Annotated in this window: 12 protein-coding genes; 6 read left to right on the forward strand and 6 right to left on the reverse strand. The window is 73.7% G+C overall.

Going from position 1 to position 14,014, the window contains the following annotated elements:
• Positions 1 to 792 carry a mycofactocin biosynthesis peptidyl-dipeptidase MftE gene (gene mftE / locus ABZX65_RS19375; protein ID WP_355340973.1) on the forward strand — a complete coding sequence of 264 codons (792 nt, stop codon included), beginning with the start codon at positions 1 to 3 and terminating at the stop codon, positions 790 to 792.
• Positions 789 to 2,318, forward strand: a complete 1,530-nt coding sequence (mftF, locus tag ABZX65_RS19380) for a mycofactocin biosynthesis glycosyltransferase MftF (RefSeq protein WP_355340976.1) — start codon at positions 789 to 791, stop codon at positions 2,316 to 2,318. The genes mftE and mftF overlap by 4 nt, the downstream gene beginning before the upstream one ends.
• A gap of 3 nt (positions 2,319 to 2,321) precedes the next feature.
• Here mftF and mftG read toward each other — a convergent pair whose 3' ends face one another.
• A complete protein-coding gene (gene mftG / locus ABZX65_RS19385) occupies positions 2,322 to 3,881 on the reverse strand; it encodes a mycofactocin system GMC family oxidoreductase MftG (protein WP_355340979.1) in 1,560 nt (519 codons plus the stop codon).
• Positions 3,882 to 3,963: 82 nt separating this feature from the next.
• Complete coding sequence (locus ABZX65_RS19390) at positions 3,964 to 5,175, reverse strand: MFS transporter (RefSeq protein WP_355340982.1); 1,212 nt, start codon at positions 5,173 to 5,175, stop codon at positions 3,964 to 3,966.
• A gap of 61 nt (positions 5,176 to 5,236) precedes the next feature.
• Between ABZX65_RS19390 and ABZX65_RS19395 the strand changes: the two genes are divergently transcribed.
• Entirely contained in the window at positions 5,237 to 6,208 is a 972-nt protein-coding gene (locus tag ABZX65_RS19395; RefSeq protein ID WP_355340985.1) for a winged helix-turn-helix domain-containing protein, read from the forward strand.
• Positions 6,209 to 6,235: 27 nt separating this feature from the next.
• Here the strand turns inward: ABZX65_RS19395 and ABZX65_RS19400 are convergent, their stop codons facing one another.
• Complete coding sequence (locus ABZX65_RS19400) at positions 6,236 to 7,483, reverse strand: cation:proton antiporter (RefSeq protein WP_355340988.1); 1,248 nt, start codon at positions 7,481 to 7,483, stop codon at positions 6,236 to 6,238.
• Positions 7,484 to 7,489: 6 nt separating this feature from the next.
• Positions 7,490 to 7,975, reverse strand: a complete 486-nt coding sequence (locus ABZX65_RS19405; RefSeq protein ID WP_188281150.1) for a cation:proton antiporter regulatory subunit — start codon at positions 7,973 to 7,975, stop codon at positions 7,490 to 7,492.
• A 285-nt stretch (positions 7,976 to 8,260) separates the two neighbouring features.
• Between ABZX65_RS19405 and ABZX65_RS19410 the strand changes: the two genes are divergently transcribed.
• The gene (locus ABZX65_RS19410; protein WP_355340992.1) at positions 8,261 to 9,160 is read left to right on the forward strand and encodes an aminoglycoside phosphotransferase family protein; all 900 of its coding nucleotides are present in this window, start codon (positions 8,261 to 8,263) and stop codon (positions 9,158 to 9,160) included.
• 158 nt (positions 9,161 to 9,318) lie between these two features.
• On the opposite strand, the gene katG is transcribed toward ABZX65_RS19410, so the two are convergent.
• Positions 9,319 to 11,547 (reverse strand): catalase/peroxidase HPI, encoded by a 2,229-nt coding sequence (katG, locus tag ABZX65_RS19415; protein ID WP_355340995.1) that lies wholly within the window; start codon positions 11,545 to 11,547, stop codon positions 9,319 to 9,321.
• A gap of 391 nt (positions 11,548 to 11,938) precedes the next feature.
• On the opposite strand from katG, the gene ABZX65_RS19420 reads away from it, so the two are divergent.
• The gene (locus ABZX65_RS19420) at positions 11,939 to 12,349 is read left to right on the forward strand and encodes a Fur family transcriptional regulator (RefSeq protein ID WP_188281148.1); all 411 of its coding nucleotides are present in this window, start codon (positions 11,939 to 11,941) and stop codon (positions 12,347 to 12,349) included.
• 32 nt (positions 12,350 to 12,381) lie between these two features.
• Here ABZX65_RS19420 and ABZX65_RS19425 read toward each other — a convergent pair whose 3' ends face one another.
• A complete protein-coding gene (locus ABZX65_RS19425) occupies positions 12,382 to 13,035 on the reverse strand; it encodes a helix-turn-helix domain-containing protein (protein WP_355340998.1) in 654 nt (217 codons plus the stop codon).
• Positions 13,036 to 13,116: 81 nt separating this feature from the next.
• On the opposite strand from ABZX65_RS19425, the gene ABZX65_RS19430 reads away from it, so the two are divergent.
• Positions 13,117 to 14,010: an NAD(P)H-binding protein gene (locus ABZX65_RS19430; protein ID WP_355341001.1), complete on the forward strand. Its 894-nt coding sequence runs from the start codon at positions 13,117 to 13,119 to the stop codon at positions 14,008 to 14,010.
• Positions 14,011 to 14,014: the final 4 nt, after the last annotated feature.

The following is a 14,014-nucleotide window of genomic DNA, read 5'->3' on the forward strand; positions in this document are numbered from 1 at the left end:
ATGCCGTCGACACCCGCGAACCGCGCGGGCCCCGGGAGCACGGCAGGACCCGCGGCCCCTTCCGACCTGGCGCACGCCGTCTGGCCGACGGTCCCGTTCGCGCCGCTGGTCCTGGTGCCGCTGGGCTCGACCGAGCAGCACGGGCCGCATCTGCCGCTGGGCACCGACGCCGCCATCGCGCGGGCGGTCGCCGAGCGGGTGGCGGCCGGGGCCCCGCCCGAGTGGCACACCCTGGTCGCGCCGACCATGGCCTACGGTTCGAGCGGCGAGCACGCGGGCTTCGCGGGCACCGTCTCGATCGGCCGCGAGGCCCTGAAGGCGGTCCTCGTGGAGTCCGTGCGGTCGCTGGCGATGTGGGCCGGGCGGATCGTCTTCGTCAACGGGCACGGCGGCAATGTCGCCACGCTCGCCGAGGCGGTCGTCCTGCTGCGCGCCGAGGGCCACCACGTCGCGTGGGTGCCCTGCGTGGCGCCCGACGCGGATCCGCACGCCGGACGGTGGGAGACCTCGGTCATGCTCCACCTGGCGCCCGGGGACGTGCGGACCGCGCAGGCCGTCGCCGGGGACACCCGGCCGCTCGCGGACCTCATGCCCGACCTGGTCGCGGGCGGTGTGCTGGCGGTCTCGCCGTCCGGGGTCCTCGGCGACCCGGCGGGGGCGTCCGCCGAAGAGGGAGAGAAGGCGATGACGTACATGGTCACCACGGCCACCCGGCTGATCGCCGAAGGGTCCGCGGACACCCGCGGCCGGCTGGTCGACGCCGAACCGGCGGACGGGACGGTGACCGAATGACCGCGGAACCGGCGGGGAGCGCGCCCGAAGGCGACGGCGGTACGGGTGCGCCGGACGGCAAGCGCGGCGCCGGCGCTCCGGACGGCAGGAGCGGTACGGGCGCGCCCGGCGGGACGGCGCGGCTGCCCGGCGGCTTCGTGGTCGCGCTCAACCGCCACACCCGCGTCATCGACGGCGGCCGTGCCCTGCTCGGCGGCTTCCCGACCCGGCTCGTCCGGCTGACCCCCCGCGCCCGCCCGCTGCTGGCCGACGACCGTACGGTGCGCGTCCGGGACGCGGCGAGCGGCGTCCTCGCCGACCGGCTGCTCGACAACGGCATGGCGTACCCGGTCGCCCGCGACCTGCCGCAGAATCCCGACCCGCGCCACACCTTCGTCGTGCCCGTCCACGAGCGGGCCGCGCAACTCGACCGGCTGCTCACCAGCATCGGCCCCGGCCAGCGCGTCGTCGTCGTGGACGACGGATCGCGGCACGCCGACGACATCGAGGACACCGCCGTCAAGCACGGCGCCCAACTGGTCGTGCTGGAGCGGAACATGGGCCCGGCCGCGGCCCGCAACGCGGGGCTGCGGCTGGTCCGCACCCCCTATGTGGTCTTCGTGGACTCCGACATCGTGCTGCCCCCGGAGACCGTCCCCGTCCTGCTCCGGCACTTCACCGACCCCAAGGTCGGCATGGCCGTGCCGCGCATCACCGGGCTGCCGACCGCCGCGGCCACCGGCTGGATCGGCCGGTACGAGGCCGCCAGGTCCTCGCTCGACCTCGGCCGGGACCCGGCGGCCGTCCGCCCGGGGACCCCCGTCTCCTGGGCCTCCACCGCGTGCAGCGTGGCGCGGGTGGACGCGATGGCGGACGGCTTCGACGCGGCCATGCGGGTCGGCGAGGACGTCGACCTGTGCTGGCGGCTGATCGAGGACGGCTGGCGCGTACGGTACGAGCCGTCGGTCCGCGCCGAGCACGAGCACCGCGTGCGGTTCACGGACTGGATGCTGCGCAAGGCCGCGTACGGCACGGGAGCGCATCCGCTGGCCGAGCGCCACCCCGAACTCATCGCCCCCGCCGTCCTCGCCCCTTGGGCGGGCGCGCTGTCCCTCGCGCTGCTGGCCCAGCGCCGCTGGTCGCTGCCGGTGGCGGGCGCCGTCTGCGGGATCACGACCGTACGGATCGCCCGCAAACTCAAGGGCGCCGACCACCCGGTACGGCTGGCCACCCGGCTCACCGCCAACGGCGCGGTCAGCGCCCTGTCCCAGACCGGCGCCCTGCTCACCCGCCACTGGTGGCCGCTGGCCGCCGTCGGCTGCGCGGTCTCCCCCCGGATCCGGCGCGCGGTCGCCGTCGCGTCGGTCGCCGACGTCGCCCTCGAATACCGTCCGGGCGAGGTCGGCCTCGACCCCCTGCGCTACGCCGCCGCCCGCCGCCTGGACGACCTCGCCTACGGCACGGGCGTCTGGCTCTCCGCGCTCAAGGGCCGCTCGACAGCGGCGCTGCGCCCGCGCCTGGGGTCCGGCAAGGGTGCCTCGGGCTGACGCTCACGCGCGGTCGTGGCGGATCGCGTCCGCGACGACCTCGCCGATCAGGACGGCGGTCGCCGCGGGACCGCGCAGGGGAGCGGCCGGAAGGATCGAGGTGTCCGCGACCCGCAGCCCCCGCACCCCGTGGACCCTGCCGTACTGGTCGACCACGGCGTGCCGGTCGTCGGCCGGACCCATGGGCGCGCTCGCGCAGGCGTGCACCGAGGTGCCGATCCGGGCCCGGATCCACGCGTCGAGCAGGCCGTCGTCGGCCAGCGTCTCGTGGCCGGGCCCGGCCGTCGAGTCCGGCGCGACGACGGTACGGAAGGCGGGTGCGGCGATCAGTGCCGCGGTCGTCCTGACGCCCTCGCGCAGCCGCCGCCGGTCGTCGGGCGTCCGCAGATAGCCGTAGTCGACGGTCGGCGGCACCGCGGGGTCGGCGGAGACGATCCGCAGGCGTCCGCGCGGTCGCGGGGCCAGCGCGGAGACGAGGAAGGGCAGCGGCGCGCCGGGCAGCGACGTGCGGGCGCGGATCAGGGCCGCCATCGGCGTGAGCGACTGGAGGATTTCCAGGTCGCCCGCCGCGGGGCCGCCGCTCGACGCAAGGTGGAGGGCGCCGCCGAGCCAACCGCCGTCGGCGGCGGGCACGTCGCCTACCGGGGTCCACTCCACGACGATCTGCGGGTGGTCGCTGAACGACCCGCCGACGCCGGGGGCGTCCCGCAGCACGGGGATGCCGAGGCGTTCGAGGTCCGCGCGCGGGCCGATGCCGGACAGCGCCAGCAGGTGCGGTGACCCGAAAGCGCCCGCGCACAGCACGACTTCACCCGCCGTGACGGTCTCCCGTACGCCGTCGCGTTCGGTCTCCACGCCGACCGCGCGGCCGTGCTCCACCAGGACTCGGCGGACGGTGCGGTCGCCGAGGACGGTGAGGTTGGGGCGCGCGAGCGCGTCCTGGAGGTAGCCGACGGCGGTGTTGGCGCGTACGCCGTCGACCGCGTTCGACGGCACCGGGCCGAAGCCGGGCGCGCCCTGGTCGTTCTTGTCCGGCTCGGCCGGGAACCCCGACTCGCGGGCCGCCGCGCCGAACGCCGCGGCGGCGGGGTGGTCGAGCGCGGTCCGCCGCACCCGGACCGGGCCGTCCGCGCCGTGGACGGCGGACGCGCCGTAGTCCAGGTCGGTCTCCATCCGGCGCAGGAACGGCAGCATCCGGTCGAAGGACCAGGCGTCGTTGCCCGCCGCCGCCCACCGGTCGAAGTCGTCCCGCCGGGCCCGTACGAAATACCCGCCGTTGACGGTGGTCGAGCCGCCCAGGATCCTGCCGCGGCCGATCGTGTGGGGACGCTCGGGTGTCAGACGCGCCGGATACAGCCACAGCGGCGCCCCCCGCGCCCACGCCCCCGGTACGAGCCGCGCGTCCAGCAACTCCGGCGCGAAGGTTCTCGGCGCGGGCCCCGCCTCGATCAGCGCCACCGTCCGCCCCGCGTCCTCGCTCAGCCGCGCGGCCAACGGCCCCCCGCTCCCGCCTCCCCCGACCACCACGACATCGGGCCGCGCCACCCCGCTCGTCGGACCCACGCCCCGCCCCTTTCCCACCGGTTCACGGCCACCCTAGGCGAGCCCCCCTCCCGTTCCCGGTCGGCGCTCCCGCCGGGCCCGGTCAGGCGGACGGGCTCCGCGCCGGGGTCTCGCCGAGGGCCGGACCTTCAGCGGTGGGGAGCGGGCGCAGGCCGGGGGCCAGGGCGAGGGTGACGGCTACGGAGGCGGTCGCCATCACGGTCATGGCGGTGGCGGGTGAGGTGCGCTGGGCGACAGCGCCCGCCAGGGTGGCGCCGACGCCCTGGAGGGTGAGCGTGCCGGAGGAGTGGAGGCCGAGGGCGTGGCCGCTGAGGGCGTCGGGGGTGAGGGACATGAGCCGTTCCTGGAGGAGGAGGCTCGCGGAGTAGCCGACGGAGGCGAGGACGACGGCGGTCACGGCAAGCGGCAGGGCGGGGTGGAGGGCGAAGGCGAGGTAGGGGGCGGCGAGCAGCAGCCGCAGCGGCGCGCCGAGGCGTTCGTGCCAACGGCGGGGCAGGAAGCGGCCGGTGACGGTGTCGCCCGCGAGCATCCCGAGGGCCGCGCTGGCGAAGAGGAGCCCGGCGTGCCGGGGCGCGTAGGGGACGTAGAGGGATTCGCAGCCGACGATGAGCCCGTTGGGCACCCACAGGGCGAGGTAGACGTAGCGGCGGGGCACGGACGACCAGAGCAGGCCGTTGGTGCGCCAGGTGTCGGCGACCGAGGGGCGTCCCGCGGTACGCGGCGGGCGACCGCTCAGGCCGAGCCGGGCGACGGCCGCGGCGGCCAGGTAGAGCGCGGCGCCGGCCAGCAGGGTGCCGCGCGGGGACAGCACGGTGACCAGGACCCCGCCGACGGCGAAGCCGCAGATCTGCGTGGCGCCGACCGACATGTTGAGCACGGACCTGCCGAGCAGATAGCCGTCGCGCTCAAGGATCTCGTTGAGCAGCCCGTAGCGCACTCCCCCGCCCAGTGAGGCGATCAGCCCCTCGCCGAGGAGTACGGCGAAGGCCGCCCACACGGGCAGTCCCGGCACGGCCTGGGCGGCGGTGCACAGGCCGAAGAGCAGGGCGAGCCCGGCCGTCGCGGCGCGCGGCGGCAGCCGGTCGGCGGCCGACAGCAGTGTGGTCGCGCCGACGACCTGGGCCAGCGCCGGGCCGAACATCGCCAGGGCGGACAGCAGCGGCGAGCCGGTCGCCGTGTAGATCAGCGTGCCCAGCGCGAGACCGCTCACCGTGGACGCGGCCGTCGACAGCGAGCCGGTCGCGAACAGCGGCGTGAACTCCGGGGCGCGGAAGAGTTCTCGGTAGGTGCGCATGGACGGGGAGTCTCCGCGGCCCGGCCGGCCCGGCGTTAGAGTTTCGCGGGGAGGCGAAACGATGGGCTGGTGGCTGGTCAACGCGGACACCCTCGCGGGAGGCCGTTTCGTCGTCTCCCCGCTGGCCGAGACCGTCGCGAGCCTGCTCGACCTGGCGGGCGGCACGGCCGCGCACCCCGGCGAGAGCGCGTGGCTGCGCGCCCACCGGTCCGCGTACCGGCGCCGCCTGGCCGAGGACCCGGTCGCCGCGCTGATCGTCGGGGCCGGATTCCGGCCGACCTGGATCGCGGACTTCCTCATCCCCCCGCCGCGGGCCGAGGGCGAGCCGTCGATCGAGGCGGAGCTGGACCGTATCCGTACGACCCCGGCCGACGTCGCCCGCGCCGACCTGGCGATATCGCTGGGCGGACCGCTGCCCGCCTGGCTGCCCGAGGCCGAAGTGCCCCGGCGGGCCGCGGATGTGATGCGGTGGGTGTGGACGGAGACGGTCCTGCCGTACTGGCCCCGGCGGCGCCGCGTTCTCGAGGCCGACATCGTGGCGCGCACCCGGCAGTTGAGCCAGGGCGGCTGGACGGCGGCGCTGGACGACATGCGGCCGGGGATGCGCTGGCTGGGCGAGGGACGGCTTCAGATCAACGCGTACGACAATCCGCCGCGCGAGGTCTCCGGGGCGCGGCTGCTGTTCGTGCCGGTCACCCCGCGCCGCAGCTGGGTCTCCTGGGACCAGCCGCACCGCTACGCCGTGATCTACCCGTGCGCGGGCGTACTGGCCGAGCCGGACCGGCCCTCGGCGCCGGACGCCCTGCGCGCGCTGCTCGGGCCGGGGCGCGCGGCCGTCCTCGTCCTCCTGGACTCCCCCAAGAGCACCACCCAACTGGTCGCGCTCACCGGCCAGGGACTCGGCTCCGTCGGCCGCCATCTGAAGGTGCTCTTCGACGCCGGTCTGATCCGGCGCCGTCGCGCGGGGCGGTCGGTGCTCTACTACCGGACGGACGCCGGGGAGGTGCTGGTGCGCGCCCAGCGGCACGAGTGAGCCGTCGTCGCGGAGCGGGCGGGGCGCTCAGGAACGCGTGGCCGTCGTGTCGATCTGTTCCTCGGCCGGGCCGGGGGACGCGGCGGCGGCCGGGAGCGCGGCGCGGCGGCGCGCGTACGGGCCGATGGCCTCGGTGAGTTTGCGGGCGATCGGCTCGGTCCAGCGGGCGGTGAGCGGGCCGAGGACGACCAGGATCAGCACATACGCGGTGGCCAGCGGCCCGATCCGGGGCTCGACACCGACCGCGAGTCCCGCGATGACGATGGAGAACTCGCCGCGCGCGACCAGCGTGCCGCCCGCCCGCCACCGTCCGGCGGACCGGATTCCGGCCCTGCGCGCCGCGTACCAGCCGGTGGCGACCTTGGTGAGGGTCGTGACGACGGCCAGGATCAGCGCGGGGACCAGGACCGGCAGGATGTCGGACGGGACGGTGCTCAGGCCGAAGAAGACGAAGAAGACCGCCGCGAACAGGTCCCGCAGCGGAGTCAGCAGACTCCTCGCGCCCTCGGCGACCTCACCGGAGAGCGCGATGCCGACCAGGAACGCGCCGACGGCGGCGGAGACCTGGAGTTGCTGGGCGACACCGGCCACCAGCAGCGTCAGGCCGAGCACGACCAGCAGCAGCATCTCCGCGTTGTCCGACGACACCGCGCGGCTGATCAGCCGCCCGTGGCGCAGCGCCACGTACAGGACGATCCCGACCGTGCCGAGCGAGATCAGCAGTGTGAGGGTGCCGCCCGCGAGACTCACGCCCGCCAGCAGGGCGCTCAGAATCGGCAGATAGACCGCCATCGAGAGGTCTTCGAGGACCAGCACACCCAGAATGAGCGGGGTCTCACGGTTGCCGAGACGGCCGAGGTCCCCGAGGACCTTGGCGATCACACCCGACGAGGAGATCCACGTCACGCCCGCCAGCGCGACGGCCGCGACCGGACCCCAGCCCAGCAGCAGCGCGGCCACCGCGCCGGGTACGGCGTTGAGCGCGAAGTCCACCGCGCCCGAGGGGTACTGCGTTTTCAGATTCGTGACGAGTTCCGAAGCGCTGTACTCCAGGCCGAGCAGCAGAAGCAGCAGGACGACGCCGATCTCGGCGCCGGTGGCCACGAAGTCCTCACTGGCGTGCAGCGGGATGAGCCCGCCTTTGCCGAAGGCCAGCCCCGCGAGCAGATAGAGGGGAATCGGCGAGAAGCCGACACGTCCCGCGAGGCGGCCGAGGATGCCCAGGGCGAGAATGATCGCCCCGAGCTCGATGAGCATGTCGGTCGTGTCGTGCACAGGCTCTTATCCTCCTGTGATCAGTTCCGCGACGGCGTCCACACCTTCGCGGGTGCCGACGACGACAAGGATGTCGCCGACCGCGAAGCGGAAGTCGGGAGTGGGCGACGGCACGGCGGCCGTCCGGCGGAGCACGGCGACGATCGAGGCGCCGGTACGGGTACGGGCCTGCGTGTCGCCGAGCGTGCGGCCCGCGTACGGCGACCGTTTGCTCACCGTGATGTGCTCGGTGACCAGGTCGATCTCGAAGTGCTGGCGCAGGTGCGCGACCGGGTCGGGCGGGAGCAGTTCGGCGAGCGCGCTCACTTCGTGCGGCTCCAGGACCACGGCGTCCTTGCAGGCGTCGTCGTCCTCCGGGTCGTGGAACGCCAGGGTGCGCCGCCCGTCGTGGTGCACGACCACCGACAGGTGCCGACCGGCGTCGGTGGACACGTCGTAGCGGATGCCCACCCCCGGGAGCGGGGTCTTGCGCGCGTGGACGGTGTGCTGCATTGCGTGCTCCAAGGGGGACGGGACGTGTCGTGTGAACGGCGTCCGGCCGACCGGTATTGGTCGGGCGGTCGGGCGGCGCGGCGCGTTCGCCGGGTCGGCGGCGACCGCGGCTCCTACCAGGGTCGCGGGCGGACCGACCGAGCCATAGTAAAGGAATGGCAAATGGATTGCGGGGGCGGGATCGGGCCCCCCTCGCCGGCCCCCGGCGGGGCGCCCGCGCGGCGGGCCGTCGAGGGGGGAAAAGCGGTTGACGGGAGCCGCCGCCGCGCGGTCGTATGACGCCCCATGACCACCCCGCCCATGCACCCTGACCTGCACCCCATCGACGCCGACCTCGTACGGCGGCTGGTGGCCGAACAGTTCCCCCGGTGGGCGGGGCTCGACGTGCGGCGGTTCCCGTCCGGCGGCACGGTCAACGCGATGTACCGGCTCGGCGACGACATGGTGGTCCGTCTGCCGCTCGTGGCGGGCGGGGCCGGGGACGTCGCGCTGGAGCAGGAGTGGCTGCCGCGGCTCGCGCCCCTGCTGCCCGCGGCCGTTCCCGAAGTCCTCGGCGCCGGGGAGCCCGCGCGGGGGTATCCGTGGCCGTGGTCGGTGTACCGGTGGCTGGACGGCGAGCCGCCCGAGGCGGGGGCGCTGAGCGAACCCGTACGCCTGGCGGAGGACATCGCCGGATTCGTGCGGGCGATGCGGGATGTCACGCTGCCGGACCCGCCGCCCGCCTATCGCGGCGAACCGCTCGCCCACCACGACGCGTCGACCCGGTCGGCGATCGCGCGACTGCGCGGGATTCCGCAGGAGGGCGTCGACTGCGACGGCCTGACCGCCATGTGGGAGGACGCCCTGCGCGCGCCCGTCTGGGACGGGCCGCCGGTGTGGGTGCACTCCGATCTGATGCCGGGCAATCTGCTGGTGTCGGGGGGCCGGCTGACCGCGGTGATCGACTTCGGGTGCGCGGGCGTGGGCGATCCGGCCTGTGACCTGTTCCCCGCGTGGAATCTGCTGCCGCCCGACGCGCGGGAGGTCCTGCGCGGCGCGCTCGGCGTCGACGACGCGACGTGGAGGCGCGGGCGGGGCCGGGCGCTCTCCCAGGCGGTGAACGCGCTGCCGTACTACCGCGAGACGAATCCGACGATGGCGCGTAACGCCCGGCATGTGATCCGCGCGGTGCTCGCCCAGGACTGAGCCCCCGGGCCGCTGGGCGCCTGGGCACCCGGCGGCCGAAAGGGCCCCGCACACAGCGACGTCCGGGGCGGCTTCTGCGAACCGCCCCGGACGTCGTGGCCGGGATGTGCGTCAGACGCGGTCAGGCGTCCTCACGCGGTGCCCCGGAGGCACCGTTCTCAGACCAGGTCGAACCGGTCGAGGTCCATGACCTTGGCCCACGCCGCGACGAAGTCGTTGACGAACTTCTCCTTCGCGTCGTCGCTCGCGTAGACCTCCGCCAGGGCGCGCAGCTCGGAGTTCGAGCCGAAGACCAGGTCGGCGCGGGTGCCGGTCCACTTGACCGCGCCGGAGGCGTCGCGGCCCTCGAAGGTGTTCGCGTCCTCGGACGTCGCGCTCCACGTCGTGCCCAGGTCGAGCAGGTTGACGTAGAAGTCGTTGGTCAGCGTGCCGGGGGTCTCGGTGAGGGCGCCGAGGGCGGACTGCTGGTAGTTGGCGCCCAGGACGCGCAGGCCGCCGACGAGGACGGTCAGCTCGGGGGCGCTCAGGTTCAGCAGGTTCGCCTTGTCGATCAGCAGGTACTCGGCGGGCAGCCGGTTGGCCTTGCCGAGGTAGTTGCGGAATCCGTCGGCGGTCGGCTCCAGGGCGCTGAACGACTCGACGTCGGTCTGCTCCTGGGTCGCGTCCACGCGGCCCTGCGTGAACGGCACCTGAATGTCGAACCCGGCCGCCTTGGCGGCCTGCTCGACGCCGACGCCACCGGCCAGCACGATCAGGTCGGCGAAGGAGATCCCCTTACCGCCGCTCTGGGCGGCGTTGAAGGACTCCTGGACACCTTCCAGGGTGCGCAGCACGGTCGCCAACTGGTCGGGCTCGTTGACCTCCCAGCCGATCTGCGGCTGGAGACGGACGCGCGCGCCGTTGGCGCCGCCGCGCTTGTCGCTGCCGCGGAAGGACGAGGCCGAGGCCCACGCGGTGGAGACGAGCTGGGCCACCGACAGCCCGGAGCCGAGGATCTGGCTCTTGAGGGCGGCGATGTCGGAGGCGTCGAGCGGCTCGTGGGTGGCGGCGGGCAGCGGGTCCTGCCACAGCAGCACCTCGGAGGGGACCTCGGGACCGAGGTAGCGCACGACCGGGCCCATGTCGCGGTGGGTCAGCTTGTACCAGGCGCGGGCGAAGGCGTCCGCGAACTCGGCGGGGTTCTCGAAGAAGCGCCGCGAGATCTGCTCGTACGCCGGGTCGACCCGCAGCGCGAGGTCGGTGGTGAGCATCGTCGGGGCGTGGCTCTTGGACGCGTCGTGCGCGTCCGGTACGGTGCCGGCGCCCGCGCCCTCCTTCGGCCGCCACTGGTTGGCGCCCGCGGGGCTCTGGAACAGCTCCCACTCGTAGCCGAAGAGGATCTCGAAGAAGCTGTTGTCCCAGGCGGTCGGGGTGTTGGTCCAGATGCCCTCGAGACCGCTGGTGATCGCGTCGCCGCCCTTGCCGGTGCCGTAGCTGTTCTTCCAGCCGAGGCCCTGCTGCTCGACGGAGGCGGCCTCGGGGTCGTCGCCGACACTGTCGGCCGGTCCCGCGCCGTGGGTCTTGCCGAAGGTGTGGCCGCCCGCGATCAGCGCGACGGTCTCCTCGTCGTTCATCGCCATCCGGCGGAAGGTCTCACGGATGTCGCGGGCCGCGGCCAGCGGGTCGGGCGTTCCGTTGGGGCCCTCGGGGTTGACGTAGATCAGGCCCATCTGGACGGCGCCGAGCGGGTTCTCCAGCTCGCGGTCGCCCGTGTAGCGCTCGTCGCCGAGCCAGGTGGTCTCGGGGCCCCAGTAGACGTCCTCGTCGGGCTCCCAGACGTCCGCGCGACCGCCGCCGAAGCCGAAGGTCTCGAAGCCCATCTGCTCCAGCGCGACATTGCCGGTGAGGATCATCAGGTCGGCCCAGGACAGGCTCTGGCCGTACTTCTTCTTGACCGGCCACAGCAGACGGCGGGCCTTGTCCAGGTTGGCGTTGTCCGGCCAACTGTTGAGCGGGGCGAAGCGCTGCTGGCCCGCGCCGCCGCCGCCGCGGCCGTCGCTGATGCGGTACGTGCCCGCGCTGTGCCACGCCATACGGATCATGAAGGGGCCGTAGTTGCCGAAGTCGGCGGGCCACCAGTCCTGGGAGCTGGTCAGCACCTGCGCGATGTCCTGCTTGACCGCCACGAGGTCGAGGGTCTTGAACGCCTCGGCGTAGTCGAAGTCCTCGCCGAGCGGGTTGGCCACGGCGGGGTTCTTGGCAAGGATCTTCAAATTGAGCCGCTCGGGCCACCACTGGCGGTTTCCGCCGCCCTGAGTCGGGTGCGGCGCGCGTCCGTGCGCGACCGGGCAGCCACCCCCGCCCTCCGCCTTCGCGTCAGTGACGATTGCATCATGGTTCTCAGACATGGGAATCCTTCCGGACCAGGCGGATCACGGTGCTCAGGAACTGCGGGGAAATGGAACAGTCGGGGCGCTCGGCCCCGGGAGACGACCGCGGTTCGTCGGGCGACAAGTCGAACGACGAGCCAGGGTCATCGGACACGGTCGGGCGGGCGGTGGCCGTGACGCGGGCGGTCCCCACCCTCAGGCCGACGCCGCGCGACTTCACGGCGGTGGTCCCGTCACGTCTCCGTCTCCTGCCCTGCTGGGGGCTTCCTGTCCCTTGGCTATCGCCGGAACCGATCCTACGATGGACTGTGTCCAAGTCAAGAAGCGGGCCAAGCTCATATCCCATCAGACTCCGGACGCCCATGAGTAAACTTCGGGCATCCCGCCGAACCTGAATAGGTGAACCGACATGAGTGACCTGCTGGAGCGCCTGCGCGGACGCGGCTGGCGGATGACCTCCCAGCGGCGCGTCGTCGCCGAGGTTCTCGACGGCGACCACGTCCACCTGACGGCCGACGAGGTGCACGCCCGCGCGGCCGGGCGGCTGCCGGAGATCTCGCGGGCCACCGTCTACAACACCCTGGGCGAGATGGTCGCGCTCGGCGAGGTCATCGAGGTCTCCACCGACGGCCGCGCCAAGCGGTACGACCCGAACGCGCACCACGCCCACCAGCACCTGGTGTGCTCGCGCTGCGGCACGATCCGGGACGTCCACCCGACCGGCGACCCGCTGGCGGACCTGCCGCCCGAGGAGCGCTTCGGTTTCACCGTCTCGGCGTTCGAGGTCACCTACCGGGGCGTGTGCCCGTCCTGCGCGTGAGGACCGCGTCTCGGCGCGAACACCGGTAGCCGTCAGTCCTCGGCGGCGGGCAGCGCCGTCGCGACCACCCGGCGGATGGCGGGCAGGTCGACGCTCGCGGCGAGCGCGTCGTCCTCCGGCATGCCCGTGGTCGCGTCCTCGACGTTGAGCAGGGTGCGGAAGACGCGCGGCAGCACGGTGCGGCCGAGCAGGTCCTCGGCGAGGGCGGCGCCGTCCTCGGGTCCCATGCCGTAGTGCTCGACGAGATACGCGGCCAGCCGTTCGTGGGTGGTGGCGAACATGGCGTCGAAGTACGCGCGCGAACTGGCGGGCAGCCACGCGGCGGCGGCGATGCTCAGCCGACAGGTGCGCACCTGCGACTCCCACGTCATGAGCTGGAGGAACCGCCCGCAGAACAGGGTGACGGCCTCCGCGGGGTCCGCGGAGTACGCGTCGGGCGTCCGCAGCCTGCCGAGGTAGAGCTCGCGGACGAGTCCGAGGACGGCGAGGAACAGCTTCTCCTTGTTCTCGAAGTGCGCGTACAGCGACCGCTTGGACGTCCCGGCGCGGGCGGCGACGGCGTCCATCGAGGCGCGCTCGTACCCGGCCTCGAGAAACACGTCCTTGGCCATGAACAGGATGTGGCGCCGCAACTCCTCGCCCCGTCGCTGCTCCCCGCGCTGTCGCGGCCCGCCTTCTTCGGTCATCGGCTTGCACCCTCAAAAGTAAACGGTACGGTAGAGTTTACTTGTTCGAGCGACCTTTTCCCATGCCGCTGGAGTGAACTCATGATCGTCATCACCGCACCTACCGGAAATATCGGACACCAGGTGGTCGACCGCGTCCTCGCCGCCGACGAGCCGGTCCGCGTCGTCGTCCGCGACCCCGCCCGGCTGAGCGCCGACGTCCGCGAGCGCGCGGAGGTGGTCCAGGGCTCGCACGGCGACCCCGAGGCCGTGGCCCGCGCCTTCGACGGCGCCGACGCGCTGTTCTGGCTGCCGCCGCCCAACCCCCACGCGGCCACCCTAGACGAGGTGTACTCCGACTTCGCCCGGCCCGCCGTCGAGGCGATCCGCGCCTACGGCGTCAAGCACGTCGTCAGCGTCAGCTCCCTGGGCCGCGGCACCGCCTACGCGGACCGGGCCGGGCATGTGACGGCCACGCTGGCCCTGGACGACCGGCTCGCGGAGACCGGCGCGGCCTTCCGGTCCCTGAATCTGCCCAGCTTCATGGACAATCTGCTCCGCCAGGCCCAAGTGATCAAGGCGCAGGGCGTGTTCTTCAACGCGCTCTCCCCCGACCGCGCGATGCCCACAGTGGCCACCCGCGACATCGCCGCCGTCGCCGCCCGCCTGCTGCTCGACCCCTCGTGGAGCGGCCGGGAGGACGTACCGCTGCTCGGTCCCGAGGACCTGTCGCAGAATGACACGGCCGCCGTGATGGCCGACGTCCTCGGCTTCCCGGTCCGCTACCAGCAGGTCCCGGCGGGGCCGTTCAAGGAGCGGTTCCTCGGCGCGGGCATGTCCGAGGCCATCGCCCAGGGCATGCTGGACATGGCGATCGCCAAGGACGGCGGCCTCGACAACGGGATCACCCGCACCCCGCAGCACGCCGTCGACACCCCCACCACGCTCCGGCGGTGGTGCGAGGACGTCCTCAGGCCCGCGGTCGAGGCCGCCTGACCGA

The organism is Streptomyces sp. NPDC003300 (assembly GCF_040610915.1).
Classification (GTDB): domain Bacteria; phylum Actinomycetota; class Actinomycetes; order Streptomycetales; family Streptomycetaceae; genus Actinacidiphila.